Genomic DNA, 22,859 nt, shown 5'->3' on the forward strand with positions numbered 1-22,859 from the left:
GCAAAAAAAGAGGCCCTGCGTTGTATTTCTGAAATACAACGCAGGGCCTCTTGGCAACTTTACGAGTAATTACTGAAGCTTCATATCCGCAATGATGGCCTGGATTTTCTCTTGCGCCAGCCCCGTAGCCAAATCAAAATCAACCGCTGATTTCAGGGGCTGCTTTACGCTGAAATAGAACTTGATTTTGGGTTCGGTGCCGCTGGGGCGGGCCGATATTTTGCTGCCGTCTTCGGTGATGAATTGGAGGACGTTGGAGCTTTCCAGGCCGGTGTCGGTGGCGAGGCCAGTGCGCAGGTCGTGAATGCGGCCGGTTTTGTAGTCCCGGATTTCCACCACTTTCAGACCGGCGATGGTGGCGGGCGGGTTGGCCCGTAGCTCGGCCATCATCTCCTGAATTTCCTCGGCGCCACGCTGGCCTTTTTTGGTGAGCGAAATCAGGTCTTCCACGTAGAGGCCGTATTGGGCGTACATCTGCACCATTTCCTGGTAGAGCGTGCGGCCCTGGTCTTTGGCCACGGCGGCCATTTCGGCCACCAGCGCGCAGGCCGATACAGCGTCCTTGTCCCGCACAAAATCCCCGATGAGGAAGCCGTAACTTTCCTCGCCGCCGCCGATGTATGTTTCCTTGCCCTCGAGGTCGCGGATGAGGCCGGCGATGTACTTGAAGCCGGTAAGCGTTTGGTAGCTCTTCACGTTGTGGCCGCGGGCAATGTCGCCCAGGATTTCGCTCGTAACGATGGTGTACACGATGAAGTCCCGTGACGTGGCCTGGCCCGCGCGGTGCCGCGCCGACAGCAGGTAGTAGGTAAGCAGGGCAGCGGTTTGGTTGCCGTTGAGCAGCACCCATTCGCCCTTGTCATTTTTCACGCCCACGCCCACACGGTCGGCGTCGGGGTCGGTAGCCAGCACAATGTCGGCGTCTTGGGCCTGGGCTTGGTCGAGGGCCAGTTGCATGGCGCTTTGCTCCTCCGGGTTGGGCGACTGCACGGTGGGGAAATTGCCATCGGGCGTGGCCTGGGCGTCCACAATGCTCACATTTGTGAAGCCAAACGCCTCTAGCAAGCCCGGCACGAGCGTAATGCCCGAGCCGTGAATGGGCGTATACACAATCTTCAAATCGTGCTGGCGCTTGATGGCGGCGGGGTCGATGCTGAGCTGCTCGGCACGGGCAAAATAGCGGGCGTCGAGGTCGCGGCCGATGCTGATTATTTTCGAGCGGTCAGCGTCAAATTTTACGTCGCCAACGCTGGTGATTTTAGTGACTTCGGCAATAATGTTTTTGTCGTGCGGCGCCACCACTTGTGCCCCGTCGTTCCAGTATACCTTGTAGCCGTTGTACTCCTTGGGGTTGTGCGAAGCTGTTATCACACAGCCGCTTTGGCAGCCCAACTCGCGGATGGTAAACGACAGTTCGGGCGTGGGACGCAACGCGTCAAACAAATAGACAATAATGCCATTGGCCGAAAAAATACCGGCAGCAATTTGTGCAAATTCGGCGCTGTTGTTCCGGCTGTCGTGCGCTATGGCAACCTTGATTTCCTGACCCGGGAAACTCTGAATTAGATAATTACACAAGCCCTGCGTGGCCATGCCCAGCGTGTAGCGGTTCATCCGGTTGGAGCCCGGCCCCATGACGCCGCGCAGGCCGCCCGTTCCAAATTCGAGGGTGCGGTAGAACGCGTCAGTAAGAGCCTCTTCGTGGCCGTTGGCCACCATTTCGCGAATGGCAAGTTGGGTTTGGGCGTCGTAGTCGGGCGTGAGCCAAGTGTCGATGGTTTGCTGGATGGTGGGAGCGAGGGGCATAGAAAGGAGGGTTTCGGGAGAAAGAAAGAACGGGTGTAAAGAAAAGAAGTTTGTGGCATGAAACAGCTACGGCGCGTTCCTTTTGCAGTGCTTACAAATTCCCGCGCAGGGCCTGCTCGCGCTCAATGCTTTCAAACAAGGCCTTGAAGTTGCCTTTGCCGAAGCTTTTGGCGCCTTTGCGCTGAATGATTTCGTAGAAAACCGTGGGCCGGTCTTCCACGGGCTTGGTGAAAATCTGGAGCAAATAACCTTCTTCGTCGCGGTCCACGAGCAAGTTTAGCTCCTTGATTGAAGCCAAATCCTCGTCGATGGCGCCGATGCGGTCGAGCAGGTCGTCGTAGTACGTGCCGGGCACGCTCAGGAACTCCACGCCGCGGCGGCGCAGCTCGGTGACGGTGCTGCGGATGTCGTTGGTGGCAATGGCAATGTGCTGCACGCCGGGCGAGTGATAAAAGTCGAGATACTCCTCAATCTGCGACTTTTTCTTGCCTTCGGCGGGCTCGTTGATGGGGAATTTCACGTAGCCGTTGCCGTTGGAAACGACCTTCGACATGAGGGCCGAATATTCGGTGCTGATGTCTTCATCGTCGAAGGTGAGCAGGAGCTTGAAGCCCATCACGTCCTCGTAAAACTTCACCCAGGTATTCATTTCGCCCCAGCCTACGTTGCCCACGCAGTGGTCGACGTGCAGCAAGCCCACCGGGTTGCCCTGCTGAATGGTGCTGCTTTTGGCCACGAAACCGGGCATGAACGGGCCGGTATAGTTGGTGCGCTCCACGAAGGTGTGCACGCTCTCGCCGTAGGTGTAGATGCCGGCCAGCGTCACGGAGCCGTGCTCATCCTCAATGGTATATGGCTCGAAGGCCACGCGGGCGCCGCGTTTGGTGGTTTCCTCGAAGGACTTGCGGGCGTCGTCTACCCACAGGGCCATCACCTTCACGCCGTCGCCGTGCTGGGCCACGTGGCGCGTAATGTCAGAATCGGGCAGGAGAGAGGTCGTGAGCACCAGCCGGATTTTGCCTTGCTGCAGCACGTAGCTGGCGCGGTCGCGCAGGCCGGTTTCGGGGCCGGCGTAGGCCACCAGCTCGTAGCCGAAGGCCGCCTGGTAGTAGTAGGCCGACTGCTTGGCATTGCCGACGTAGAATTCGACGAAGTCGGTGCCTTTGAGCGGGAGGAAGTCCTGGGCGGGCTGGGCCAGCACTTCGGGCGAGGTCATGGTATGCATGGACGGAAGGGGAAAGTAAGGGTGGGGGTGAGGCGGTAAAATTACGGGTTCGGATATAAATCAGCCGTTGCCGTACAAATGCGAATCAGAAACGGCGAGTGTTTAGCATTTCATTCCCATTTTTGTGCCCAATCATCTGCCTTAGCGCCCCATGAATACCGAAGAACTAAACCTCGCCCTAGTGGCCCTGATTGAGAAAAAAGCCGAGCTGCACACCCTCAAGTACGACGACGCGCGCTACGACGACGTGGAAGAGGCCCTGCACGATTTGGAGGACGATTTCAACGATGAATACGGCGAATTCCTGGAAACGGCGCTCGACAAAGTGCATACCGACCTGAAATCGGACACCGACGTGCTGCTGCCCACCGCCTACCTGCCCAGCACCCCCGGCTCCACGCCCTCGCCCAAAGAAGGCGTCTGGGTCGATTCAGAGAAATACCCTGGCAAGGAAGCCCGCATCACGCTCATCCCCAATCCGGTGCGCATCATGCTCACCGTGGGCAAGCAGGTGCAGCAGGAGCTGTGGAAAGCGTAAGCAACTAGCCTATTTAGAATAAAACAGAACGTCATGCTGAGCGCAGTCGAAGCATCTCGCGTGCAATAGTGACTCATTCAATTGAATTACTACCACACGCGAGATGCTTCGACTGCGCTCAGCATGACGTTCTTTTTGTGAGTTCTACTCAGATAAAATCTAACAATATGCTTTATCGCATTGCCGAAGCTGCCGACTGGCAGCAAGCCCAGCAAACCGGAGTTTTTATCAGCGCCGACCTCGCGGCCGATGGCTTTTTACATTCTTCCGAGCCGCATCAGATACTGGAAACCGCGCACCGCTACTATGCCGGCAAGTCCGATTTGGTGTTGCTGGAATGGGATGAGGAAGCTTTGGCCGCTGCGGGTGTGCGGGTGGAACGCGAATGGGTGTCCTCGCGCGGCGAAGCATTTGCCCACGTGTTTGGGCCGGTACCGCTCGCGGCAGTGCGCCGGGTATGGCCTTTCAAGGCCCAAGAAGATGGTAAATTCCTGCTGCCGAGTGATATTGCATAACGTGTAGCCAGGCATGCAACCCTGGCGCCGCCAGATGCATCTTCCCGCTAGAAGCACCTTCCCATCCCCCTGGTCGTATGCTGCCTTTTTACCTGCGTCCCGTGCATTTGCTGGCCCTGGCGGGGCTGGTCGCCACAGCTGGCTGTGCGCCCACTTATGAGTTGGGCCTGAAACCAGCCCGGCCAACCCAGCAATTTACCGAAGGACAAGAACAGGCCCTGGCCGTGGGCGACAGCGTGGAAGTGCGCCTCCGCTTTGTGTGCTACGAGCCGACACGAGTGGTATTTGAGGCCGAATACTACAACCCCACCAAACGCTCCTTGGTGGTTGACCCCGCCGATTTCAAATACCAGGCAAGCCGCTTGTCGGTGTCAGAACCCGCGCCCGGCCAGAAAAGGAAGCGTCCCAAGCCCCTGCCGGGTACGCAAGTGACCGCCGCCGAAGCTGCCGCCAGCATGGCCCTGCCGCTGCCACCCTTGCCTCCCAGTGCAGTAGCTGCATTTGACCCAGAGCCAGAAATTCGTGCTCTAAGTGAACGAGCCGAGAAAGAAGCCGCCAAAGCCGCGCGCATCGACTGGCTGGGCATAGCGTTGGGCGCCGCCAGCTTGGCCACCGACGTGGCCAGCATCGGCAAGCGGGAAACCACGGCCCAATACCAAAGCCGGGCCGCCATTCACGACGCGGCCGTGACCTACAGCGCCATTTCAACGGCCGCCAAAATCGGCCACGCCGTAACGGCCGACGTGATGCAGCAGCGCGCCGCCAACCTACAAGAGTATGCCTTGCGCAAAGTGACGCTGGCGCCGGGCTACCAAGTGAAAGGCTACCTCTACTTTCCGCGCTACGATGCGGCCGATGGCTTGGTGGTAAGTGCCCCGGTGGGCAGCAGCGCGGTGCCGCTGGAGTTTGTGCAAGTGCGTACGCGACGGTAGTTCAATCCTGCGAAGCCTTTTTGGTAGTTAGAACAAATTTACTCTGAACTATGGTTGTCGGGAGAACAGGTGAAATCTTGGTTCTAAACTAAAAAAGGTCCCTGCAGTAATATTGCAGGGACCTTTTTTATATCAAATCGATAAGTCGAATACTTAGCCTAAGTCAGCTAGTTCCAACCACCGCTCCTCTTTTTCGGCCAACTCTTTTTCGAGGGCCTGTAATCGGGCGCCCCAGGCCGCGAAATCCTGCGGACTGCCGGCGCCGCCGTTCAGTTTGGAGGTGATTTCCTGCTTCTCGGTTTCCAAAGTCGCCATGGCTTTTTCAAGCTGCTCGTACTCCTTTTTCTCCGCAAAAGTGGCGCGGCGCTTGGCTGGCGACGGGGCTACGGCGGTGCTCACGGCCACGGGCGCAATGAGCTTGGCGGCGGCGCGGGCGGCTTTGGCGGCTTTTTCTTCAGCTTCGATGGCAGCTTCGGCTTCGCGCTCTTCCAAGTATTCGCGGTAGTCGGTGTAGTTGCCGGGGAAGTTGAGGACGGCCCCGCCGGGCTCCAGCACGAAGAGGTGCTCAGCGAGGTGGTCGAGGAAGTACCGGTCGTGGCTGACGATGAGCAGGCAGCCCGTGAAGTGCAGCAGGAAGTCTTCTAGGATGTTGAGCGTGGCCAGGTCTAGGTCGTTGGTTGGCTCGTCAAGAATGAGGAAGTTGGGGTTTTTGATGAGGACGCGCAGCAGCTGTAGGCGCCGCTTTTCGCCGCCGCTCAGCTTGCTCACCAGCGTGTATTGCTGGGCCGGCGGGAACAGGAACAGGTTCAGAAACTGGCTGGCGGTGAGCACGTCGCCGTTGGCCAGTTCCACCACTTCAGCCACTTCCTTCACGATGTCGATGACGCGCTGCGAGGGGTCGAATTCCAGCTCGGTCTGGGTGTAGTAGCCGAACACGGTGTTGGTGCCCACGTCGATGGTGCCGGAATCGGGCTGCAGCTTGCCCGTGAGCATGTTGAGCAGCGTGGATTTGCCCGCGCCGTTGGGGCCGACGAGGCCAATCCGGTCCTTCTTTTTGAACACGTAGCTGAAATCGTCGAGCACCACGTTGTCGCCGAATTTCTTGTTCAGGTGGTCGGCTTCGATGATTTTGCCGCCCTGGCGGGTGGTTTTCACGCTCAGCTCAATCTGCTGCTTGTTGAGGTTGGTGCTGGCCTTTTCCTTGGTCACGTAGAAGGCGTCGATGCGGGCTTTTTGCTTGGTGCCGCGGGCCTGGGGCATGCGGCGCATCCAGTCGAGCTCCTTTTTGAAGAGCTGGCGGGCTTTTTCCACTTCCACGGTTTCGCGCATTTCGCGGTCGGCCTTTTTCTCCACGAAATAGGCGTAGTTGCCCTGGTAGCGGTACATCTGGCCCTTGTCGAGCTCCACAATCTCATTGGCCACTTTGTCGAGGAAGTACCGGTCGTGGGTCACCATCAACAGCGTGAGGGTGGGAGAGGACAACCGGTTCTCGAGCCACTCGATGGTGCTCAAATCCAAGTGGTTGGTGGGCTCGTCAAGCAGCAGCACATCGGGCTCTTCGATGAGGACGCGGGCCAGGGCCACGCGCTTGCGCTGCCCACCCGAGAGCTGGCTAACGTTGCGGGTCAGCAACTCGCCGAGGATACCGAGGCGGCCGAGGATTTGCTGCACCTGGGCTTCGTAGTCCCAGGCGTTGAGGGCGTCCATGCGCTCAAGCACGCGCTGCAGGTCGTCGGATTTGTGGTCGGGGTCGTTCACCACGTGCTCGTACTCCTGGATGGCCTTGAGCGTGTCGTTCTGGCTGGCGAAGATGGTTTCTTCCACGCTCAGGCTTTCGTCGAACACGGGCTGCTGGCCCAGATACGTCACGCGGATGCCTTTGCGCACACTCACCAAGCCGGTGTCGGGGATTTCGAGGCCGGCCAGCACGCGCATGAGCGTGGTTTTGCCCGTGCCGTTGATGCCCACAAAGGCCACGCGCTGCCCTTGTTGCAGGCCGAAGTTGAGGTCTTTAAACAGCCAGCGGTCGGCGTAATTCTTCGAGATGTTCTCGGCGGATAACAGATTCATAGGCCGCAAAGGTACGGCCGGGGCGGGCGGGGTTGGATGGCTACAGTATTTTAAGGCTTACTTTGAAGAGGTGTATTCGTCATAAGTTTTACCCCTTGCAGTTTGATTCAGCGCATAGTTGTACTGCTAGTATTGAGTTGCTGGATTTTGAGTTGCCAGCAGCAGCATAGTAAAGTAGATGTCGTAACAATTGCTTTCAAGTCGCAACCATTAGACTCATTGACGGCTGATTTTTTAGTGCATGCCCATGATTCGATGGATACATGGAGCGACACCTTGGTTTCTCACATTTCAAAGGCGTTGCAGCGTCAGGGAATTGATACCATACTGTATTACAGAAGTGGTTGCTCAGGATGCGAGATTCTAATAGAACCCGGAAAACCTAGTTGTGATTGCAACTCGACGGAGCTTCTCTCTTATTTATACTGGCAATATCAAGGTCAGACTTTTGTCAAAAAGTTAGACTGCTGTCAGAATAATCCGGTTTTGCGCACATCAGCAGATGCTTTCAATTTTTACTATCAGAATACAAGCGTGTTGGACGAAGGCACACAATTTTATTTGGACTTCGCCAGATACAATAAAGAACATCCAGACAAACCTCGTTTTCTGCCAAGAGGGCCAATTCATGACGGAATAAGGTATATCCATTTGCAAACAGGAGCACACCAGATTGGAGTTAATGTTTGGATGGGTGAATACGATTCGAAAGGAAGTCCTCTATTTCTAGATTATCAATGGCGACGTAAGCAATGGGAATGGGCAAATCGATTAGAAAACCTGCCAGTTGTTTTTGGGAAATAGCCATTTCCATTTGAGCTTGATTTGGGGAGCTTTGGAGTTTCTGCCGCCCCTGCGGCGGCCCCCGCCGCGACGGGGCGTGTCGGGGGCCGCCGCAGGGGCGGATACGGAAACTAACCCCTGCATTCACCGCGTAGGCTGCGGAGAATAGGCAGGTAACCAGGTACATGGACGAACGTTCTATCATGGCCAAGAGACAAATCCAAAAAGTTTCTCAGCCTCACCCAGTTTGCGAGCCCAGTATTTAATTGTACGGTTTATTAATATTTTATGGTTATATTTATAAAACTGCTGCCTAAAGGCGGCACTGGAACTGCTACAGACGGCTTCGGGGTGGGGCCCAGGTCTTGATAGGGGTGGCTGACCGGCGTGCGCGGCCAAGCACGAAACGCCGATAAATCCCCGAAATCTTGGTGCTGGAGATGGTTTTCCACTCGGGTGTTTCTGCTTTGTAGTGATGACAACGGTTTGCGCACTTTTCCTGTGGTGGCTGGTCCCTACGGCAGCACCTGTTACTCCGCCACTGTCCCGGATAGACAGTCTCCGACAACAATTGGAGGCCACTGCGCCCGATTCGACACGCGTGCTTTTGCTGTCCGACCTGGCCTACGAATTCACCCATACCGACCCCCTGGCCACTATTTCTTACGGCAAGCAAGCCCTGCAACTCGCCCAACGTCTGGGGTTTCGGCGGGGCGAGGGCTGGGCGCTGGTTCGGTTGGGGTCCGGGTTTCGGGAGGCCGGCAATTACCCCGCTGCTCTGCAATTGGGCCTGCGGGGCTTGCGGGTGGCCGAGGAACTGCGCGACCCGTTTTTGCTGGGCCGCGCGCTCAACGCGCTGGGCTACCTTCATTGGGAGCAGGGCAACAGCCGGCCGGCTCTGGCGTACTTTTTTCGGGCCAAAACCGTGGCCGAGAAAAGCCAGAACGTGAAGCTGCTGACCCGAGTGATGGGCAACATTGGCAACGTGTACTACCAGCTTCACCGGTTGGATTCGGCCTTGGTTTACCTGCAGCAAGGCTACGCCCTGGATGTGCGCGAGCACGACCTAACCAGTGAAGTGGGCGACGTGGCCATGTTGGGCAATGTGTACGCGGCGTTGGGCCAGTCCCGCGTGGCCCAGGCCTACTTCCGCCGCGGCATTCGGCGGGCCCAAAGCGGCCACATCACCTTTGCACTGTGCCGAGCTTATATGGGCCAGGCCCGCTTGTTTGCGCGCCAAGGCGGGCGTCGGGCCGATTCGGCGTTCTACTGCGCGCAACGGGCCCTGGCCGCCGGGCAGCAAGGACGGTACCCGAAGGGCGTGCTGCAGGCCAGCCAGTTTTTGGCCGCGGCCCACGCCGCCCGGCGCGACAGCGCCGCGGCTTTTCGGTACCTGACGCTGGCCAGTGCCACCCGCGAAAGCCTTTTCGGCTTAACCAAGATGGCGCAGGTGCAGGCCCTGGTGCTAAACGAGCTGATGCGCGAGGACGCCCTGGCGGACCAGCAACGCTTGGGCGCCGCCCAGCGCCGCCAGCAGGCCTTGCTGGCGGTGGTGCTGGCGGCCGTGCCTTTCCTGCTGCTGCTGTGGCGCAACAACCGACTGAAACAGCACGCCAACCAGCAGCTTCACACCTGGAATAGAAAGCTGGCTGCCCAACGCGACGCCTTGCGTACGGCCCTGGCCGACCTCAAAACGGCCCAGGACCAATTGCTGCGGCACGAGAAAATGGCTTTCCTGGGCGAACTAACCGCCGGTATTGCCCACGAGCTGCAAAACCCGCTCAACTTCGTGGCCAACTTTGCCAGCGTAAGCGCCGAGCTCACCGCCGAACTACAGGCAGAGGTAGGCCGCCCCGTGCTGAACCGCAAGGCCCTGGCAGCTTTGGCCACCGACGTGCAGCTCAACCAGGAAAAAATTCGGCAGCACGGCCAACGGGCGTCGTCCATTGTGAAGACCATGCTGGAGCATTCGCGCAATGGCCCGGCCCCGCGGCTCCCCACCGACCTCAACGCTTTGGTAGAAGAGTCGTTGATGCTAGCTTACCAGAACCTTTGCAGTACCGACCACGCGTTTCGGGCGTTCCTGCACACCCGTCTGGATGTGAAATTGGGGCCGGTGCCCGTGGTGGCGCAGGACCTGAGCCGGGTGTTGCTCAACTTGTGCGCCAACGCCTTGTATGCCGTGCGCCAGCAGGCGTTATCGGTCGCTGCCGTTGGCGGGCCGGCGGGCTACGAGCCCACGGTCATGGTGAGCACCCGCCGCGCCGCCTCGGGCCACGCGGTGGAAATCCGCGTGCGCGACAACGGGACGGGCATCCCCAAAAAGCTTCAGGCCAAAATCTTTCAGCCCTTTTTCACCACCAAACCGCCGGGTGAAGGCACCGGACTGGGCTTGTCGCTGAGCTATGACATCGTGACCGAAACACACGGCGGCACCTTGACCGTGACGTCGGAGGAAAGCCAATTTACAGAATTCACGATTTGCCTGCCAAGCGAAGTGATTGGGATTGAATCGTTACATTCCCAGCCGCTTCAGGAGGACAAGGCCATATACTTTTACTAGCGCAGTGGCTGTGGGTTTAAGTTTCTGGCCCTGTAGTGGTGGCTGACCCAGTCCCGCCGTGCGTTTACAGGCCTGTTTCTTTCGATACTTCCAAGCCCCAGTTGCGTCCTTTTTCCACGGCGGGCACGCCCTTTTCTAACCACACCGGTGCAGGCTGGCCCTTGAGGTAATGGTCAAAAAACTGGAGTTCGCGGACGGAAATATCCTTGCGGTTTTCGCGCTTGACTAGGTTGTGGGCCTCGCCGTTGTACTGCAGCAGCCACACGGGCTTGCCCAGGCGGCGCAGGTCGGTAAACATTTCAATGCCCTGGTACCACGGCACGGCTCCGTCGGCGTCGTTCGACATGATGACCACCGGCGTTTGCACCTTGGGCAACTCAAACAGCGGCGAGTTGCGGATGTACAGCTCGGGCTTTTCCCAGAGCGAACCGCCGATGCGGCTCTGCGTCCGCTCGTACTGGAACTGCCGGCTCATGCCCGATTCCCAGCGGATGCCGCCGTAGGCCGAGGTCATGTTCACGACGGGCGCGCCGGCCCAGGCGGCCGCGTACATGTTGGTTTGGGTGATGAGGTAGGCCACCTGGTAGCCGCCCCAGCTCTGGCCCTGAATGCCGATGTGGGCGGCATCAACCCAGCTGTTTTTCTTCAAGGCCTCCACGCCGGAGTTGATGTATTCCACGGCCGAGGGGCCGGGCTCGCCCACGGTATAGCTGATGTCGGGCGTGAACACGAGGTAGCCGTTGCTGGCAAACATGGTGATGTCGAGCTTCGACGGCGACGGCGCGGGCGCCTGGTAGCGGTAGATGCCATCCGACAGCTTTTCGTAGAAATACGCCACCATCGGGTACTTCTTGGTCGGGTCGAAATTCTCGGGCTTGTAGAGCACGCCCGTCGCCTTGAAGCCCTTGGGAGTGGTCCATTGGACCAATTCGGCGGTCATCCAATTGTAGTCCTTCTGCTGCGCGTTGATGGCGCTGAGCTTGGTTTCCTTTTGCAGGTCGGCGCTCACGTACACGTCGGCCGGCTGACTCACGCTCGATTTGGTGTAGAGGTAGCGGCGGGCATTTTTGGCCTGCTCGATGTTGGAATACGCCATCGGGGCCATGCCCAGCCGCTCGGGTGCTTTGGTACTGGCGAGGGACTTGCGGTAGTAGCCCCAGGTCTTGTCCACTTCGTTTTGTACCTGCATCAGCAACTCATCCTTCGGCTCGATAAACTTCTGCTTATCCACCGGAATGCGGTAGCGGAAACGCAGCTTGTTCTGGCGCCCCACGCCGTTGGTGAAGTTGGTAGCTAGGCCGGTCTTGGGGTTGATTTTCCAGATGTCGTACCGGTCGTAGAGCAGCACGGCTTCGTCGTTTTTCGTCCACGCGGCCAGGCCGTAGGGCTCGGGGTCGGTAGGGGAGTCGTTTTCTTCGTCCGTGAAGGATACTCCGGCTTTGGCGGTCAGGTTCACGGTTTTGCGGCTGGCTACCGAGAAGGCAAACCAGTTTTTGGCCGCGTCGTCGTACCAGAGGGCGTAGTCGCCGTGGGGCGAAATCTGGAAGCGACTTTTGGAGGCCTTTGGGTTGATGGCAATGCGCTGGCCGGTGCGCGTCGATACCAAATAGGCTTGCTTGCGGGTGTTGCCTTCCCACTGCAGCGACACGCGCTTGGCCGTGTCGGTAGTAGCCAGCACGTATTCGGCGTTGGTGTTGTCGGCCATATACGAGTCGCGCAGGTACTCGTCTTCGAGCTGCACCACTTTGTTGGCTTGCTTCGGATAAATGGCGGCCAGGTAGTTACGTTGTAAATCCTTCTTCAGCGTTTTGAGCTGCATGGGCTGCAAGTAGTCGTCCTTATAGTTCCAGATATCGAGCTTGGCATTCTCGAATTCTACCAGCGTGGTGTCCTGCGGAATGGGGTCGGGCGCGGTGCCAAAGAAAAGCTTCTCGCCATTCTCGCTAAACACAATTTTGCCAAAGCCGCTCGGCGACCAGCCGGTTTTCAGGGCCTTATCGCCGGGCCGCAAAATGGTGGCGGCCGAGTCCTTGGTGAAGTCCGAATAGTATAGGCTGAACGGTTTCACCAGCGCTTTCTCGGGGTGCTTTTCCGCCGTGAAGGCCAGCTGTTTGCCCGCGTCGTCAAATGCCAGGTTCTTATACACCCCTTTGCCCGAGCTCAGCTTCTTGAGGCTGCCGGACGCCAAATCAAACACGAACAAGCCCGATTTTATGGTCTTGCTGCCCTTGGGCGCCGCTACCGCAAACGCCGTTTTGTTGCCCAGCTTGCTCAGCTGATAATCAGTAGCCGCGGCAAACTCGCGCACGTTGCCATTCAACAGATTCACAACCGTGAGCGCGGCGCCGGCTTTCTTAGCTTCGAGCAAGTCGTCGGTGAGTTTCTTAAGCGTATCGGCCGGCGCCTTGGTCTTGTCGTCTTTCAGCGGCGGCTTCGTGGCCAAAAACGCCAGGACCGATGCTTTTTCGGCTACCTGGAAAGATTTGACGTTGGCGAATTTAGTGAGCTTGCCGGTTTCCAGGGCCAAAATGCCCAAGGAGTCTTTGGGCATGTCCTCGAGCTTTTTCTTTTTGATTTTGGCCTGCCGAACGTCCTTGTACAGCGGCTTTATCGAGAAAACCACGTACTTGGAATCGGCGGTAAACAAGGCCGAATCGCCGCGGCTGACCTGCCGCAGGGTACGGTTGGCGGCCGTTTTGATGTACAGCATCGCGTCCCCCTGCTGGGGCTTCACCTGGTACAGCACGTACTTGCCGTTGTTGCTGATTTTCGGGTTGGCAACGCTCTCCCATTTGTCGTAAACCGAATGGTCGAGCGGCTTTTTGGGGACTTGTTGCGCCACTGCGGGCGGTAGACAAATGAAGCAGGCAAAGAGAACGAGGAGCTTGTGCATGTACTTGGAGGGGATTATTCCCAAATATACTCCACTGCCAAGTTCGGTTTCAGGCAAAATCGACGAAGGGACGTTGCGCTAGAGGCTGCTTCATCCCAAGCATTTGGTTCAACCAAGGATGATAAATAACCGCCCTTGCCTGAGGAGCCAGAACTGCGGTGAAGTAAGAATAAGCTGAAGCCTCCTTCGTTATTACAGCAACTCGTGCGGCCGGGAACCAGAGGAGTTGGCGCGCGCTTTGATTATTAACCGTCACCGACGGGCTAACACTCCCATTGCTCAACTTAAAAGTTTGTATTGCTGTCCATGAAAGTGCCCCAATTCGTAATCATAACGTGGTCTGTTCTGGTGCTTGGCGCCTGCGGCTTCAGTGCAAATGCTCAAACAGCTCCGGCGGCGCCCGCCACCAGGCCCCGGGTTAGCCAGCCAATAGCGGCTCCTGCCACGTCCTCTACCAAGCGCGTCGTTTTCTTTGGCAATAGTTTGACTGCTGGATACGGCGTGGCCCCAAAGAGCAATCTGCCGAGTCTGATTGCCCAAAAAATTGATTCCGCTAGGTTAAACTATAAAGTGGTGAACGCGGGGGTGAGTGGCGAAACCACGGCCGGGGGCCTCGCGCGCGTTGGCAACGTCCTGCGTTTGCCGGTCGATGTGTTTGTGCTCGAACTGGGCGCGAATGACGTGTTTCGCCTCGTGCCCGTACCCGAAATCCGGCGCAATCTGCAAGGCATCATCGACGCCGTCCGACGCAGAAACCCAAAGGCCCAAATCGTCATCGCCGGCCTGCAGATTCCCGGCGACTTTGGGCCCGGCTACGTCACGGAGTTTCAATCCGTGTTCCAGAGCATCGCGACCAAAAACCGCGCGGCCCTGATTCCTTACCTGCTGGAAGGCGTGGGCGGTGTCCCCGACTTGAACCAGCAGGACGGCATCCATCCCACGGCCGCTGGCTACAAAGTGGTGGCCAATACGGTATGGAGCACGCTGGGGCCGTTGCTGCAAACCAAAACGCTCTAGTTGCAATAACCTAGAATCCTCGTGTAAAATCAGCGGCCGGCCCTGCCAGTGGAAGCCGGCCGCTGACTGCGTTTTGGCGTCCTTACTTCACTTCATCAATGGCTTTCTGCAGGAAGAAAGCCATGTTGGGGTGGTACTGCGCATGAAAAACCACCTTGCCCTGCCGGTCAATCACTAAGTTGGTCGGGTAGGACTGAATGCCATAGCGCCCAGCAATGTACCGGCCACTCGGCACCAAGTTGGGTAATTTGTAAGGACGAGGCTAGCCTTCGCTGCGCAGCACCTCCAGTGGCGAGCGGCGCAATACATCGCGGCTATTGAAAAGGCCAATGCCAGCCGTCAGCACCGTCACCAACGCGGCCAAACCTAACAGCGGCAGCACCGCCGCCCCAAAACCAACCTCAAACACCCAGAAAGCCAGCGCCCAAGCCGCCAACACTGCCAGCAGAATGCCGGCCAGCGAAGCCATCAGCCCCAGCAGCCCGTACTCGATGAGCGTGATGCGCAGAATCTGGGCGCGACTGGCCCCCAGCGTGCGCAGGAGCACGCTTTCGCGCACCCGCTGGTAGCGGCTGATGACCACCGAGCTACTCAGCACCAGCAAGCCGGTAAGGATGCTAAAGCCTGCCATGAAGCGGATGACAAAGGAGATTTTGCCCACGATGTCGTCCAGCGTTTGCAGTATCAGGTCCAAGTCGATGGCCGACACGTTGGGAAACTGTCGCACCAGGGCTTGCTGCACCGCAGCCAGGGCCGCCGTGCTGTCGGTGCGCGTGAGCAACACGTGAAACTGCGGCGCCTGTTCCAGCACGCCGGCCGGAAACAGCACCAAAAAGCTGGGCTGCACCCGGCTGCGGTCTACCTCGCGGGTGCCGCCCACAATGGTGCGCAACGGCGAACCCTGCACGTTAAACTCCAGCGTATCGCCGAGCTTGAGCTTGGCGCGCTGCAGGTAGCTGGCCTCCACCGAAATAAGGGGCGTGCCATCGGGCTTGCGGGATGGTGCGGTGCCTTCCAATAGCTTTTCGGAAGCGTTGAGCGAGTCGCGGTAGGTCACGCGGTACTCACGGGTGAGCACCCACGGCGGAATGCCGTTGGCGGTGTCCTTTTTCAGGGCAGTGGTCGAGCGGCCATTGATGGAAGTCAGGCGCATCGTCACGATGGGAACCTGGAGCAGGACCGGCAGCCGCTGCGCCCGCAATAGGCCCTCAACGCCGGATAATTGCTCAGACTGAATGTCGAACAACACCAGATTGGCTTGCGAGCCCTGGGAGGCCAACTGCACCCGGCCCAGCAGCAGGGCCTGCGTCAGGAAAAGCGTGGCCAGCAAAAACGTGCCCAGCCCAATGGAAGTAATGAGGGTGAGGGTTTGGTTTTGGGGGCGATACAAGTTGGCCAATCCCTGGCGCCAGGCATAGCCCCAGCCCGCCGGGAAGAAGCGCCGCACCAAAGCCATCAGGAGCCGGCCGAGGCCGGCTAGCGCGGCAAACGCTGCCAGCAGCCCGGCCCCAAAGCCCAGCGTCAGCTTCCAGTCGCGGGTTTGGTTGTAGGCAAACCCCAGAATGAACAAGCCGATAGCACTTATGACGAGGGCGCGTAGCGGGTCGGGCGCGGCGGTATCGTCCTCAAACGCGGCCCGCAACACCCGCAGCGGCGACACCCGCCGGATGCTGAGCAATGGCAGCAGCGCAAAAAGCACCGCCATCAGCAGGCCCGTCACCAACCCCATGAGCACGGCGGGCCACGACACGCTAACGGCAATGGTTACGGGCAGGAAATCGCCCAATACCCGCGGCAGCAGGCCCTGCACAGCGGCCCCGAGCGCGGCGCCCAGCACCGCGCCCACCAGCCCCAGCCCGGCCGTTTGCAGCAAATATATCAGCAGCGCTTGGCGGCCGCTGGCGCCCAGGCAGCGCAGCACGGCCACGGCGGCCAGCTTTTCGCGCACGTACAGGTTCACGGCGCTGGCCACGCCCACGCAGCCCAGCAGCAGCGCCACAAAAGCCACCAAGCTCAGGTAGCGGGTCAGGTCGGCGAAGGAGCGGCCAATCTGCCGTTGGCGCTCGGCCACGGTGTCGGTGTCAATGTCGGCTTTGTCGAGGCGGGCCTCTAATGGCTTGATGACCGCCGCCACATCAGTACCCGGCGCAAATCGGTACGACCGTTTGTATTGCACGCGGCTGCCGCGCTGCACCAAGCCCGTATTGGCGACCAACGATGCGGGAATGAACACCGTCGGGGCCACCGCACTGCTGAAGCCGGACTGCCCCGGCGTCTTCAGCACCCGCCCCACAATGGGCAGCGTAATCTGGCCCACTTGCACCGAATCCCCAATCTTGGCCCCGAACTGCGCCAGCAGCACGTCGTCGACCAAGGCGCCGGGGGCGGCGCTGGGCTGCGCGAAGCGCTGGGCGGCATTCTGAGGCTCGGTTTGCCAGTCGCCGTAGAAAAAGCCGCCGTCGCGGGCGCGCACCTGTACTAGCCGGACGCCCCGGCCGGGCCGGAACTCCGCCAGCGAAGCAAAGGAGATTTCCTGGGTTCGGGCCTCACCGAGCGCCTGCAAGGTGGGTTCTAGCTCTTTGGCAAAAGGCTGGTTGGCATCCAGAACCAAGTCGGCGCCCAGCAGTTCCCGCGCCTGCTCGTTGATGCTGCGCGCCAGGTTGTCGCCAAACGAATTGATGCCCACCAACGCCGCAATGCCCAATACAATGCTGGCCATGAACAAAAGCAGCCGCGCCCGGCTGCGGCGGCTGTCGCGCCACGCCATGCGCAGCAGCCAGCCCAGGCCCGGCCGCGTGGCCGGCTGCGGCCTACGCACTGGGCTGGACATAAGCCGCGTTGGGATAATCGGCGAGGACGGCCCCGCCGCGCAGCCGCATGGTGCGCTGGGTGCGGGCGGCTAGCTCCAAGTCGTGGGTCACCAGCACGAGGGTGGTGCCCGCTTCCCGATTCAATTCAAACAGCAGGTTCACCACTCGTTCGCTGGTATCGGGGTCGAGGTTGCCGGTGGGCTCGTCGGCGAAAAGTAGCGCGGGGCGGTTGGCAAAGGCGCGGGCCAGCGACACGCGCTGTTGCTCGCCGCCCGAAAGCTGGGCCGGGTAATGGGCGGCCCGGTCGGCCAAGCCTACGCGGTCGAGCAGCGTCAGGGCCGTTTTGGAGGCGCCGCGCTGGCCGCGCAGCTCCAGCGGCACCAGCACGTTTTCGAGCGCCGTGAGCGTGGGCAAGAGCTGGAAGTTCTGGAAAATGAAGCCCACATGTTCGCTCCGCACGGCGGCCCGCTGGTCTTCGCTCAGGTTATCGAGCTGAATGCCGTTGACCCACACGCTTCCCGAGGTGGCGCGGTCGAGGCCAGCACACAAGCCCAGCAGCGTGGTTTTGCCCGAGCCCGAGGGCCCAACAATGGCGAAGGTGTAGCCCGCCGTGAGCTCGAAGCTCACGGCCTGAAGCACCGTAAGTTGGTGCCCGGCACTGGCGTAGGTTTTGGTTAGGTTATCGACTCTTAGAATGCTCATGCAGAAGAAATTGGCAAGTGCTAAAGGAACGGCCAGTGGAGCGCAGTCAAATCATTTTACCGCAAGATGCGGCGCTGGTGAACCTGATTTTGATAGTGCTTCGCCACACCAAACGTGGTAGCGGCGGTAGTGAATGGTAATCCTGCACGGCACATATCCGGGCGGGGCGTCGTTCCTTACGATTATGGAAGACGCCAAAACCTTTGCTTTGTTTTCCACCTTTACGGCTTTGTGCCCAAATTAATGCCCATGAATTTCATTCGTTTCCCTTTTGCGGCGATGCTGGTCTTGGCCCTGAGTGCCTGTGATTCCAGCCCAGCCACCAATACGCCCGCATCGCAATCGGCTGCTTCAGCCGCCAAAGTCCCTGCCAATGAGCCGGCTAGCGCCGGCGAAAAGCGGGTATTGTTCTTTGGTAATAGCCTCACCGCCGGCTACGGTGTGGAGCCTGACCAAGCTTTCCCGGCGCTGGTGGGCCAAAAAATTGATTCTCTGGGCCTGGACTACAAAGTCATCAACGCCGGGCTGAGCGGCGAAACCACTGCCGGTGGCCGCAGCCGCGTGGGCTGGGTGCTGCGCCAGCCCGTCGACGTGTTTGTGTTGGAACTGGGCGGCAACGACGGACTGCGCGGCCTGCCCCTCACCGCTACGCGCCGCAACCTGCAGGCCATCATCGACACTGTGCGCCGCCGGAGCCCCAAGGCCCAAATTGTGCTGGCCGGCATGCAAATCCCGCCCAACTTGGGCGCCACTTACGCCGCCGATTTCAAAGCGCTTTACCAGGAAATTGCGGCGAAAAACAAACTGGTGCTCATTCCCTTCCTGCTGCAGGGCGTGGGCGGCGACCGCCGCCTGAACCAGCCCGACGGCATTCATCCTACCCCGGCCGGCCATCGCATTCTGGCGCGCAACGTTTGGTCGGTGCTTCAGCCGCTGCTGCAGGCGCAGGTAGCGGCTCCACCCGCTGGGGCTTAGCGACTGGGTTATTTGACTGAATTGAGAATAACGAAAAGGCTGCCTGCAGTTTAAATAACCCGCAGTCCGTCCACATCCACTTCGTCCCGCAGCAATTCAAGGTTGCGGTAGGCGAGGGGCCGGCCGGCGTCGGTGCTGAGGTCGGGGAGGTGCGCGCGGGCGGCGTCGAGCGTGAGCTGGGTAAACTTGCGCTCGCCCAAGTAAATGGCCACGGGCTGGCCAAGGCGTCGGTCGTGTTCGGCCAAGGCGTGGTCAATTTCGGCCAGAATGGTGCTCATAAAGAAATAAAATTTCTGAAGGGGGCGAAATATAGGAGGTTTTTAAGAATCTCGAAAGAAGGGAGTGTTTTTTTTGGACTATTTCCGCGCCCGTGGCCGCACCGTTGAGCCGGCCGCGCCCGGCTCCTACCTTTGCCGCATGATAACTTCCGCTCCTGCGCCCTCCCATTCAGCTGCGGCTTCGGATACCCGGCCCATTGGCATGTTCGATTCCGGCATCGGCGGGCTCACCGTGGCCCGGGCGGTGGCCCAGCGCCTGCCCCACGAGCGGATTGTGTATTTCGGAGACACGGCCCACTTGCCCTACGGCGATAAAAGCGCCGCCGCCATTCAGGCGTATTCCGTTAAGATTTGTGATTTGCTGCTGCGCCAGCACTGCAAGCTGATTATGATTGCCTGCAACTCGGCCTCGGCGGCGGCCTATGAGCTGGTGCGCGAGTACGTGGGCTCCAAAGCCCGGGTGCTCAACGTCATCGACCCCATTGTGGCGCACTTGGGCCGCACCTACCCCGGCCGCCACGTGGGGCTCATCGGCACCAAGCAAACGGTGAATTCCAACGTTTACAAAAAGAAGGTCGATGACCTCGACGCCGGGGTGGATTTGCAGTCGCTGGCCACCCCGCTCCTGGTGCCGATGATAGAGGAGGGCTTCTTCAAGAACTCCATTTCCGACGACATCATTGGTACGTACCTGAGCAATGCGGCCCTGGCCGATATTGAAGCGCTGGTGCTGGCTTGCACGCATTACCCCCTTATCAAGGAGCAAATTGCGCGCTACTACGCCGGCCGCGTCGATGTCCTCGATGCCTCGGATGTGGTGGCGGCCGATGCTGAAGCGTATCTAGCGGCGCACGGGCTGCTGGCCCCGGCGGCCGTTGCGCCGCCGCTGCATCATTTTTACGTGTCGGATTTCACCCGCTCTTTTGAAGAAAGCACCCGGCTGTTTTTTGGACAGGAAGTGCATTTGGAGCACTACCCGCTCTGGGAGTAGCTCCCTGGCCCAGATTGTGAATTTGTTAAACTCGACAGCAATTTTCCTCGCGCAAATCTGAACTCTATCTTTGGGGCCTGCCTGATGCTATGGCGGTTTGGTAATTAGCCAATCATTACTCACTCACATTTCGTTTTTTCATTCCTTTTCACTTTTACCCTTTTTTAATGAAACACTTTTTCACAACGCGGCTGCTGGCTTGTCTGGTGGCGCTGCTAATGCTGTGGCCTGCTGCCATACAAGCCCAAAATATTACCCAAACCGACTTCACCGGGGTGATTGTCCCCCAGTTTGTGAGCGGTGGCAACAACAGTACCAGCAACCCCGGCACCCGGTTGCCTTATGTTTTCCGGGCCACGCTGACCAACCTAACGGCCAGCACCACCTACCGCTACTTCGTGACGGCATCTATCGCCACTGACCTCACTGGTACCGGTGGGGCCGGCGTTATTTTGTCGCTGACTCCCGGTACTGATGCCGCCTCAACAGTTTATGCCACCTCCTCCACGGGCAGCTTGGGCACCGAGGGCAGCTACGCCTCCTTCACCACCGATGCCGCTGGTACCTATACCGGCTGGTTTGGCTACGTGAATTCCGGTAACGCACGCTTCAGCACTCCGGGCAATGTGTTGTTCCCAATGATTACCCTGGCCACCGATGCGGCGCCGGCTACCATTGTGGCGCGTCGCGCCCTGGATTTGGGCGCTACAGTAGTGCTTTTTGGCAACGCTGCAACCGGCAACGGCACAATGGTGAACGGCGCTTCGTCGGCTACGCCTAAAAACCTAGTATTCACCTACGACAACACCACGGGCGCTGGACGCCCCCTGAGCGGCGGCTTGGTAGAATCCGTAGGCGTGACCACTGGCACAACCGGCGGGACTGCCACTTCGGGTACTTACAATACGACCAATGGCGCTTACAACCTGGTTATCCCCAATGCGCTGAGCACCGGCGTACGCCGCGTAGAAGAGCGCAGCGTGGTGACGGGCTCGGTACTGAACTGCAACACCGACGCGGATGGCACTTGGCCCTCGGGAGCCAATACCGCAAATCCCACGGGCGGTATCACTCCCATTTTGCTCACGGCCACGGACACGCCGCTAAATGCCGGCTGCTCGACGGCCCCTGCGGCCACGGTCACGGCCACCCCGGCTACGCTGAACGCCTTTACTGCCGTAGTGGGCACGCCTTCGGCCACCCAAACCGTAACGGTAGGCGGCTCGACCCTGACGGCCGACGTAGTAGTGACGGCTCCCACCGGTTACGAAGTCTCGCTGAGCGCCACCACCGATTTCGCGGCTTCCGTGACAATAGCCCAGGCCGCTGGCACCGCCGCTAGCACGCCCGTCTACGTGCGCCTCACGGGCACCACGGTTGGCGCTTTCGCCGGCAATGTGACCGTGGCCAGCACCGGTGCTACCACCGCCAACGTGGCCGTAGTTGGCACCGTAACTGCCGTGGCAACGCCCACGCCTACCATCACCAGCTTCACGCCGGCTACCGGCCCCGTGGGTACTTCGGTCACCGTGACCGGTACGAACTTCACCGGCGCCACCGGCGCTACGCTCAACGGCACGGCCGTTACCAATTTCATGGTCATGAGCGCTACTTCGGTCATGTTTGATGTGCCCGCCGGCGCTACCAGCGGCACCATTGTCGTGACCACGCCTGGCGGCACCGCCACCAGCACCGCTTCGTTCACGGTAACGGCCCCGGTGGTTACGCCGGTTATTTCGGCGCTCTCGCCCAATGCCCAAGTTGCTGGTGGCCCCGATGTGACCCTGACCATCACTGGTACGGGCTTCACGCCTTCTTCCACGGTAAACTTCAACGGCGTTAGCTATACCCAGACCAGCAGCACGGCCACCACGCTGGTGGTCACCATCCCCGCCAGTGCATTGACCACGGCCGGCAGCTACACGGTTTCGGTTAGCAATGCGGGTGCTACGTCCACTGCCTTTACCTTCATCGTGTCGAACCCCAGCACCGCCGGGGCTTTCGAAAACTTCGAAACCGGGGTTAAAGGTGGTTACGCAGCCGATACGGTTTTCCTCACTAGCGGCAACTGGAACTTTAGTAACTCACTGATTGGCAGTTCATTTGCAGATAAATTCAATGGTCTTAAGTCGGCCCGGATTCGCACCGGCGGTTTCATCGCCATGTACTTCGATAAGCCCAACGGTGCGGGCGTAGTTACCATCAATGCCGCCCTTTATGGTGCTGATGCCGCCGCTACCTTCGCGCTGGAAATGTCTGCCGACGGTGGTACTACTTACACTGTAGTGCCTGGTGCGCCCGCTGCACTCACGGCCACGCTCACGCCCTATACCTTTACGGTGAATCAAACGGGGGCTGTGCGCTTCCGGATTTCGCACTCCGTAACTGCGACCACAGGCGCTGCCGCCCCACGCATTATCATCGACGACCTCATCATCACGGACTTCACGGCCACGGCCACCAACGCCAGCAAGGCCATGCCCGGCCTGACGGTGTCGCCAAACCCCGCCACCGACCGCATTACCGTAGCGCTGCCGAAAGCTGGTGCCGCCACGGTTGCCCTGCGCGACCTGACCGGCCGCTTGGTAGTGGCGCCCGCCGCCCTCGCTGCCGACCAGCAAATGCTGCTGCCCGCCCGCCTGGCTGCTGGTGTGTACTTGCTGGAAGTGCGTCAAGGCGCAGTTACCGCCGTACGCCGCGTGCAGAAAAACTAGTTGGCTAAATGCCGCCTTTACCTTTTGGGGTGGGGTCGGCATTCTCA

General features: G+C 59.4%; 17 protein-coding genes. 9 read left to right on the forward strand and 8 right to left on the reverse strand.

Going from position 1 to position 22,859, the window contains the following annotated elements:
* Positions 1 to 69: 69 nt before the first annotated feature.
* Positions 70 to 1,806: a phospho-sugar mutase gene (locus tag I2I05_RS07775; RefSeq protein WP_196281670.1), complete on the reverse strand. Its 1,737-nt coding sequence runs from the start codon at positions 1,804 to 1,806 to the stop codon at positions 70 to 72.
* Between the two features lie 91 nt (positions 1,807 to 1,897).
* Positions 1,898 to 3,031, reverse strand: coding sequence for a 4-hydroxyphenylpyruvate dioxygenase (hppD, locus tag I2I05_RS07780; RefSeq protein ID WP_196281671.1), 1,134 nt, complete (start codon positions 3,029 to 3,031; stop codon positions 1,898 to 1,900).
* A gap of 151 nt (positions 3,032 to 3,182) precedes the next feature.
* On the opposite strand from hppD, the gene I2I05_RS07785 reads away from it, so the two are divergent.
* From I2I05_RS07785 to I2I05_RS07795, 3 genes are all read left to right on the forward strand, one after another.
* Entirely contained in the window at positions 3,183 to 3,569 is a 387-nt protein-coding gene (locus tag I2I05_RS07785) for a hypothetical protein (protein WP_196281672.1), read from the forward strand.
* A gap of 167 nt (positions 3,570 to 3,736) precedes the next feature.
* Positions 3,737 to 4,084: a DUF952 domain-containing protein gene (locus tag I2I05_RS07790; RefSeq protein WP_196281673.1), complete on the forward strand. Its 348-nt coding sequence runs from the start codon at positions 3,737 to 3,739 to the stop codon at positions 4,082 to 4,084.
* Positions 4,085 to 4,161: 77 nt separating this feature from the next.
* Complete coding sequence (locus I2I05_RS07795; protein ID WP_196281674.1) at positions 4,162 to 5,016, forward strand: hypothetical protein; 855 nt, start codon at positions 4,162 to 4,164, stop codon at positions 5,014 to 5,016.
* Between the two features lie 153 nt (positions 5,017 to 5,169).
* On the opposite strand, the gene I2I05_RS07800 is transcribed toward I2I05_RS07795, so the two are convergent.
* Positions 5,170 to 7,086 (reverse strand): ABC-F family ATP-binding cassette domain-containing protein, encoded by a 1,917-nt coding sequence (locus I2I05_RS07800; protein ID WP_196281675.1) that lies wholly within the window; start codon positions 7,084 to 7,086, stop codon positions 5,170 to 5,172.
* A 102-nt stretch (positions 7,087 to 7,188) separates the two neighbouring features.
* Between I2I05_RS07800 and I2I05_RS07805 the strand changes: the two genes are divergently transcribed.
* Together I2I05_RS07805 and I2I05_RS07810 are read left to right on the forward strand one after the other, a co-directional pair.
* Positions 7,189 to 7,890: a hypothetical protein gene (locus I2I05_RS07805; protein ID WP_196281676.1), complete on the forward strand. Its 702-nt coding sequence runs from the start codon at positions 7,189 to 7,191 to the stop codon at positions 7,888 to 7,890.
* Between the two features lie 580 nt (positions 7,891 to 8,470).
* Positions 8,471 to 10,432, forward strand: coding sequence for an ATP-binding protein (locus tag I2I05_RS07810; protein WP_196281677.1), 1,962 nt, complete (start codon positions 8,471 to 8,473; stop codon positions 10,430 to 10,432).
* A 64-nt stretch (positions 10,433 to 10,496) separates the two neighbouring features.
* Here I2I05_RS07810 and I2I05_RS07815 read toward each other — a convergent pair whose 3' ends face one another.
* Positions 10,497 to 13,325, reverse strand: a complete 2,829-nt coding sequence (locus tag I2I05_RS07815) for an alpha/beta hydrolase family protein (RefSeq protein ID WP_196281678.1) — start codon at positions 13,323 to 13,325, stop codon at positions 10,497 to 10,499.
* A 306-nt stretch (positions 13,326 to 13,631) separates the two neighbouring features.
* Here I2I05_RS07815 and I2I05_RS07820 point away from each other — a divergent pair, with 306 nt between their 5' ends.
* Positions 13,632 to 14,342 carry an arylesterase gene (locus I2I05_RS07820; protein ID WP_196281679.1) on the forward strand — a complete coding sequence of 237 codons (711 nt, stop codon included), beginning with the start codon at positions 13,632 to 13,634 and terminating at the stop codon, positions 14,340 to 14,342.
* Between the two features lie 82 nt (positions 14,343 to 14,424).
* Here the strand turns inward: I2I05_RS07820 and I2I05_RS07825 are convergent, their stop codons facing one another.
* Genes I2I05_RS07825 through I2I05_RS07835 form a run of 3 tightly spaced genes read right to left on the reverse strand, consistent with a single transcriptional unit; the run spans position 14,425 to position 17,854 of the window.
* Complete coding sequence (locus I2I05_RS07825; protein ID WP_196281680.1) at positions 14,425 to 14,580, reverse strand: thioredoxin domain-containing protein; 156 nt, start codon at positions 14,578 to 14,580, stop codon at positions 14,425 to 14,427.
* A gap of 24 nt (positions 14,581 to 14,604) precedes the next feature.
* Positions 14,605 to 17,172: an ABC transporter permease gene (locus I2I05_RS07830; RefSeq protein ID WP_230688221.1), complete on the reverse strand. Its 2,568-nt coding sequence runs from the start codon at positions 17,170 to 17,172 to the stop codon at positions 14,605 to 14,607.
* Entirely contained in the window at positions 17,153 to 17,854 is a 702-nt protein-coding gene (locus I2I05_RS07835; RefSeq protein ID WP_196281681.1) for an ABC transporter ATP-binding protein, read from the reverse strand. Before I2I05_RS07835 ends, I2I05_RS07830 begins: the two co-directional genes overlap by 20 nt.
* 249 nt (positions 17,855 to 18,103) lie before the next feature.
* Here I2I05_RS07835 and I2I05_RS07840 point away from each other — a divergent pair, with 249 nt between their 5' ends.
* Positions 18,104 to 18,829 carry an arylesterase gene (locus I2I05_RS07840; protein ID WP_230688222.1) on the forward strand — a complete coding sequence of 242 codons (726 nt, stop codon included), beginning with the start codon at positions 18,104 to 18,106 and terminating at the stop codon, positions 18,827 to 18,829.
* A gap of 50 nt (positions 18,830 to 18,879) precedes the next feature.
* Here I2I05_RS07840 and I2I05_RS07845 read toward each other — a convergent pair whose 3' ends face one another.
* On the reverse strand, positions 18,880 to 19,107 hold the full coding sequence (locus I2I05_RS07845; RefSeq protein ID WP_196281682.1) for a hypothetical protein: 228 nt from the start codon (positions 19,105 to 19,107) through the stop codon (positions 18,880 to 18,882).
* Between the two features lie 139 nt (positions 19,108 to 19,246).
* On the opposite strand from I2I05_RS07845, the gene murI reads away from it, so the two are divergent.
* Together murI and I2I05_RS07855 are read left to right on the forward strand one after the other, a co-directional pair.
* Entirely contained in the window at positions 19,247 to 20,098 is an 852-nt protein-coding gene (gene murI / locus I2I05_RS07850; RefSeq protein ID WP_196281683.1) for a glutamate racemase, read from the forward strand.
* Positions 20,099 to 20,265: 167 nt separating this feature from the next.
* Positions 20,266 to 22,812, forward strand: coding sequence for an IPT/TIG domain-containing protein (locus I2I05_RS07855; RefSeq protein WP_196281684.1), 2,547 nt, complete (start codon positions 20,266 to 20,268; stop codon positions 22,810 to 22,812).
* Positions 22,813 to 22,859: the final 47 nt, after the last annotated feature.

Origin of the sequence: Hymenobacter jeongseonensis, assembly GCF_015694725.1 — a bacterium.
In the GTDB taxonomy this organism is placed as follows: domain Bacteria; phylum Bacteroidota; class Bacteroidia; order Cytophagales; family Hymenobacteraceae; genus Hymenobacter; species Hymenobacter jeongseonensis.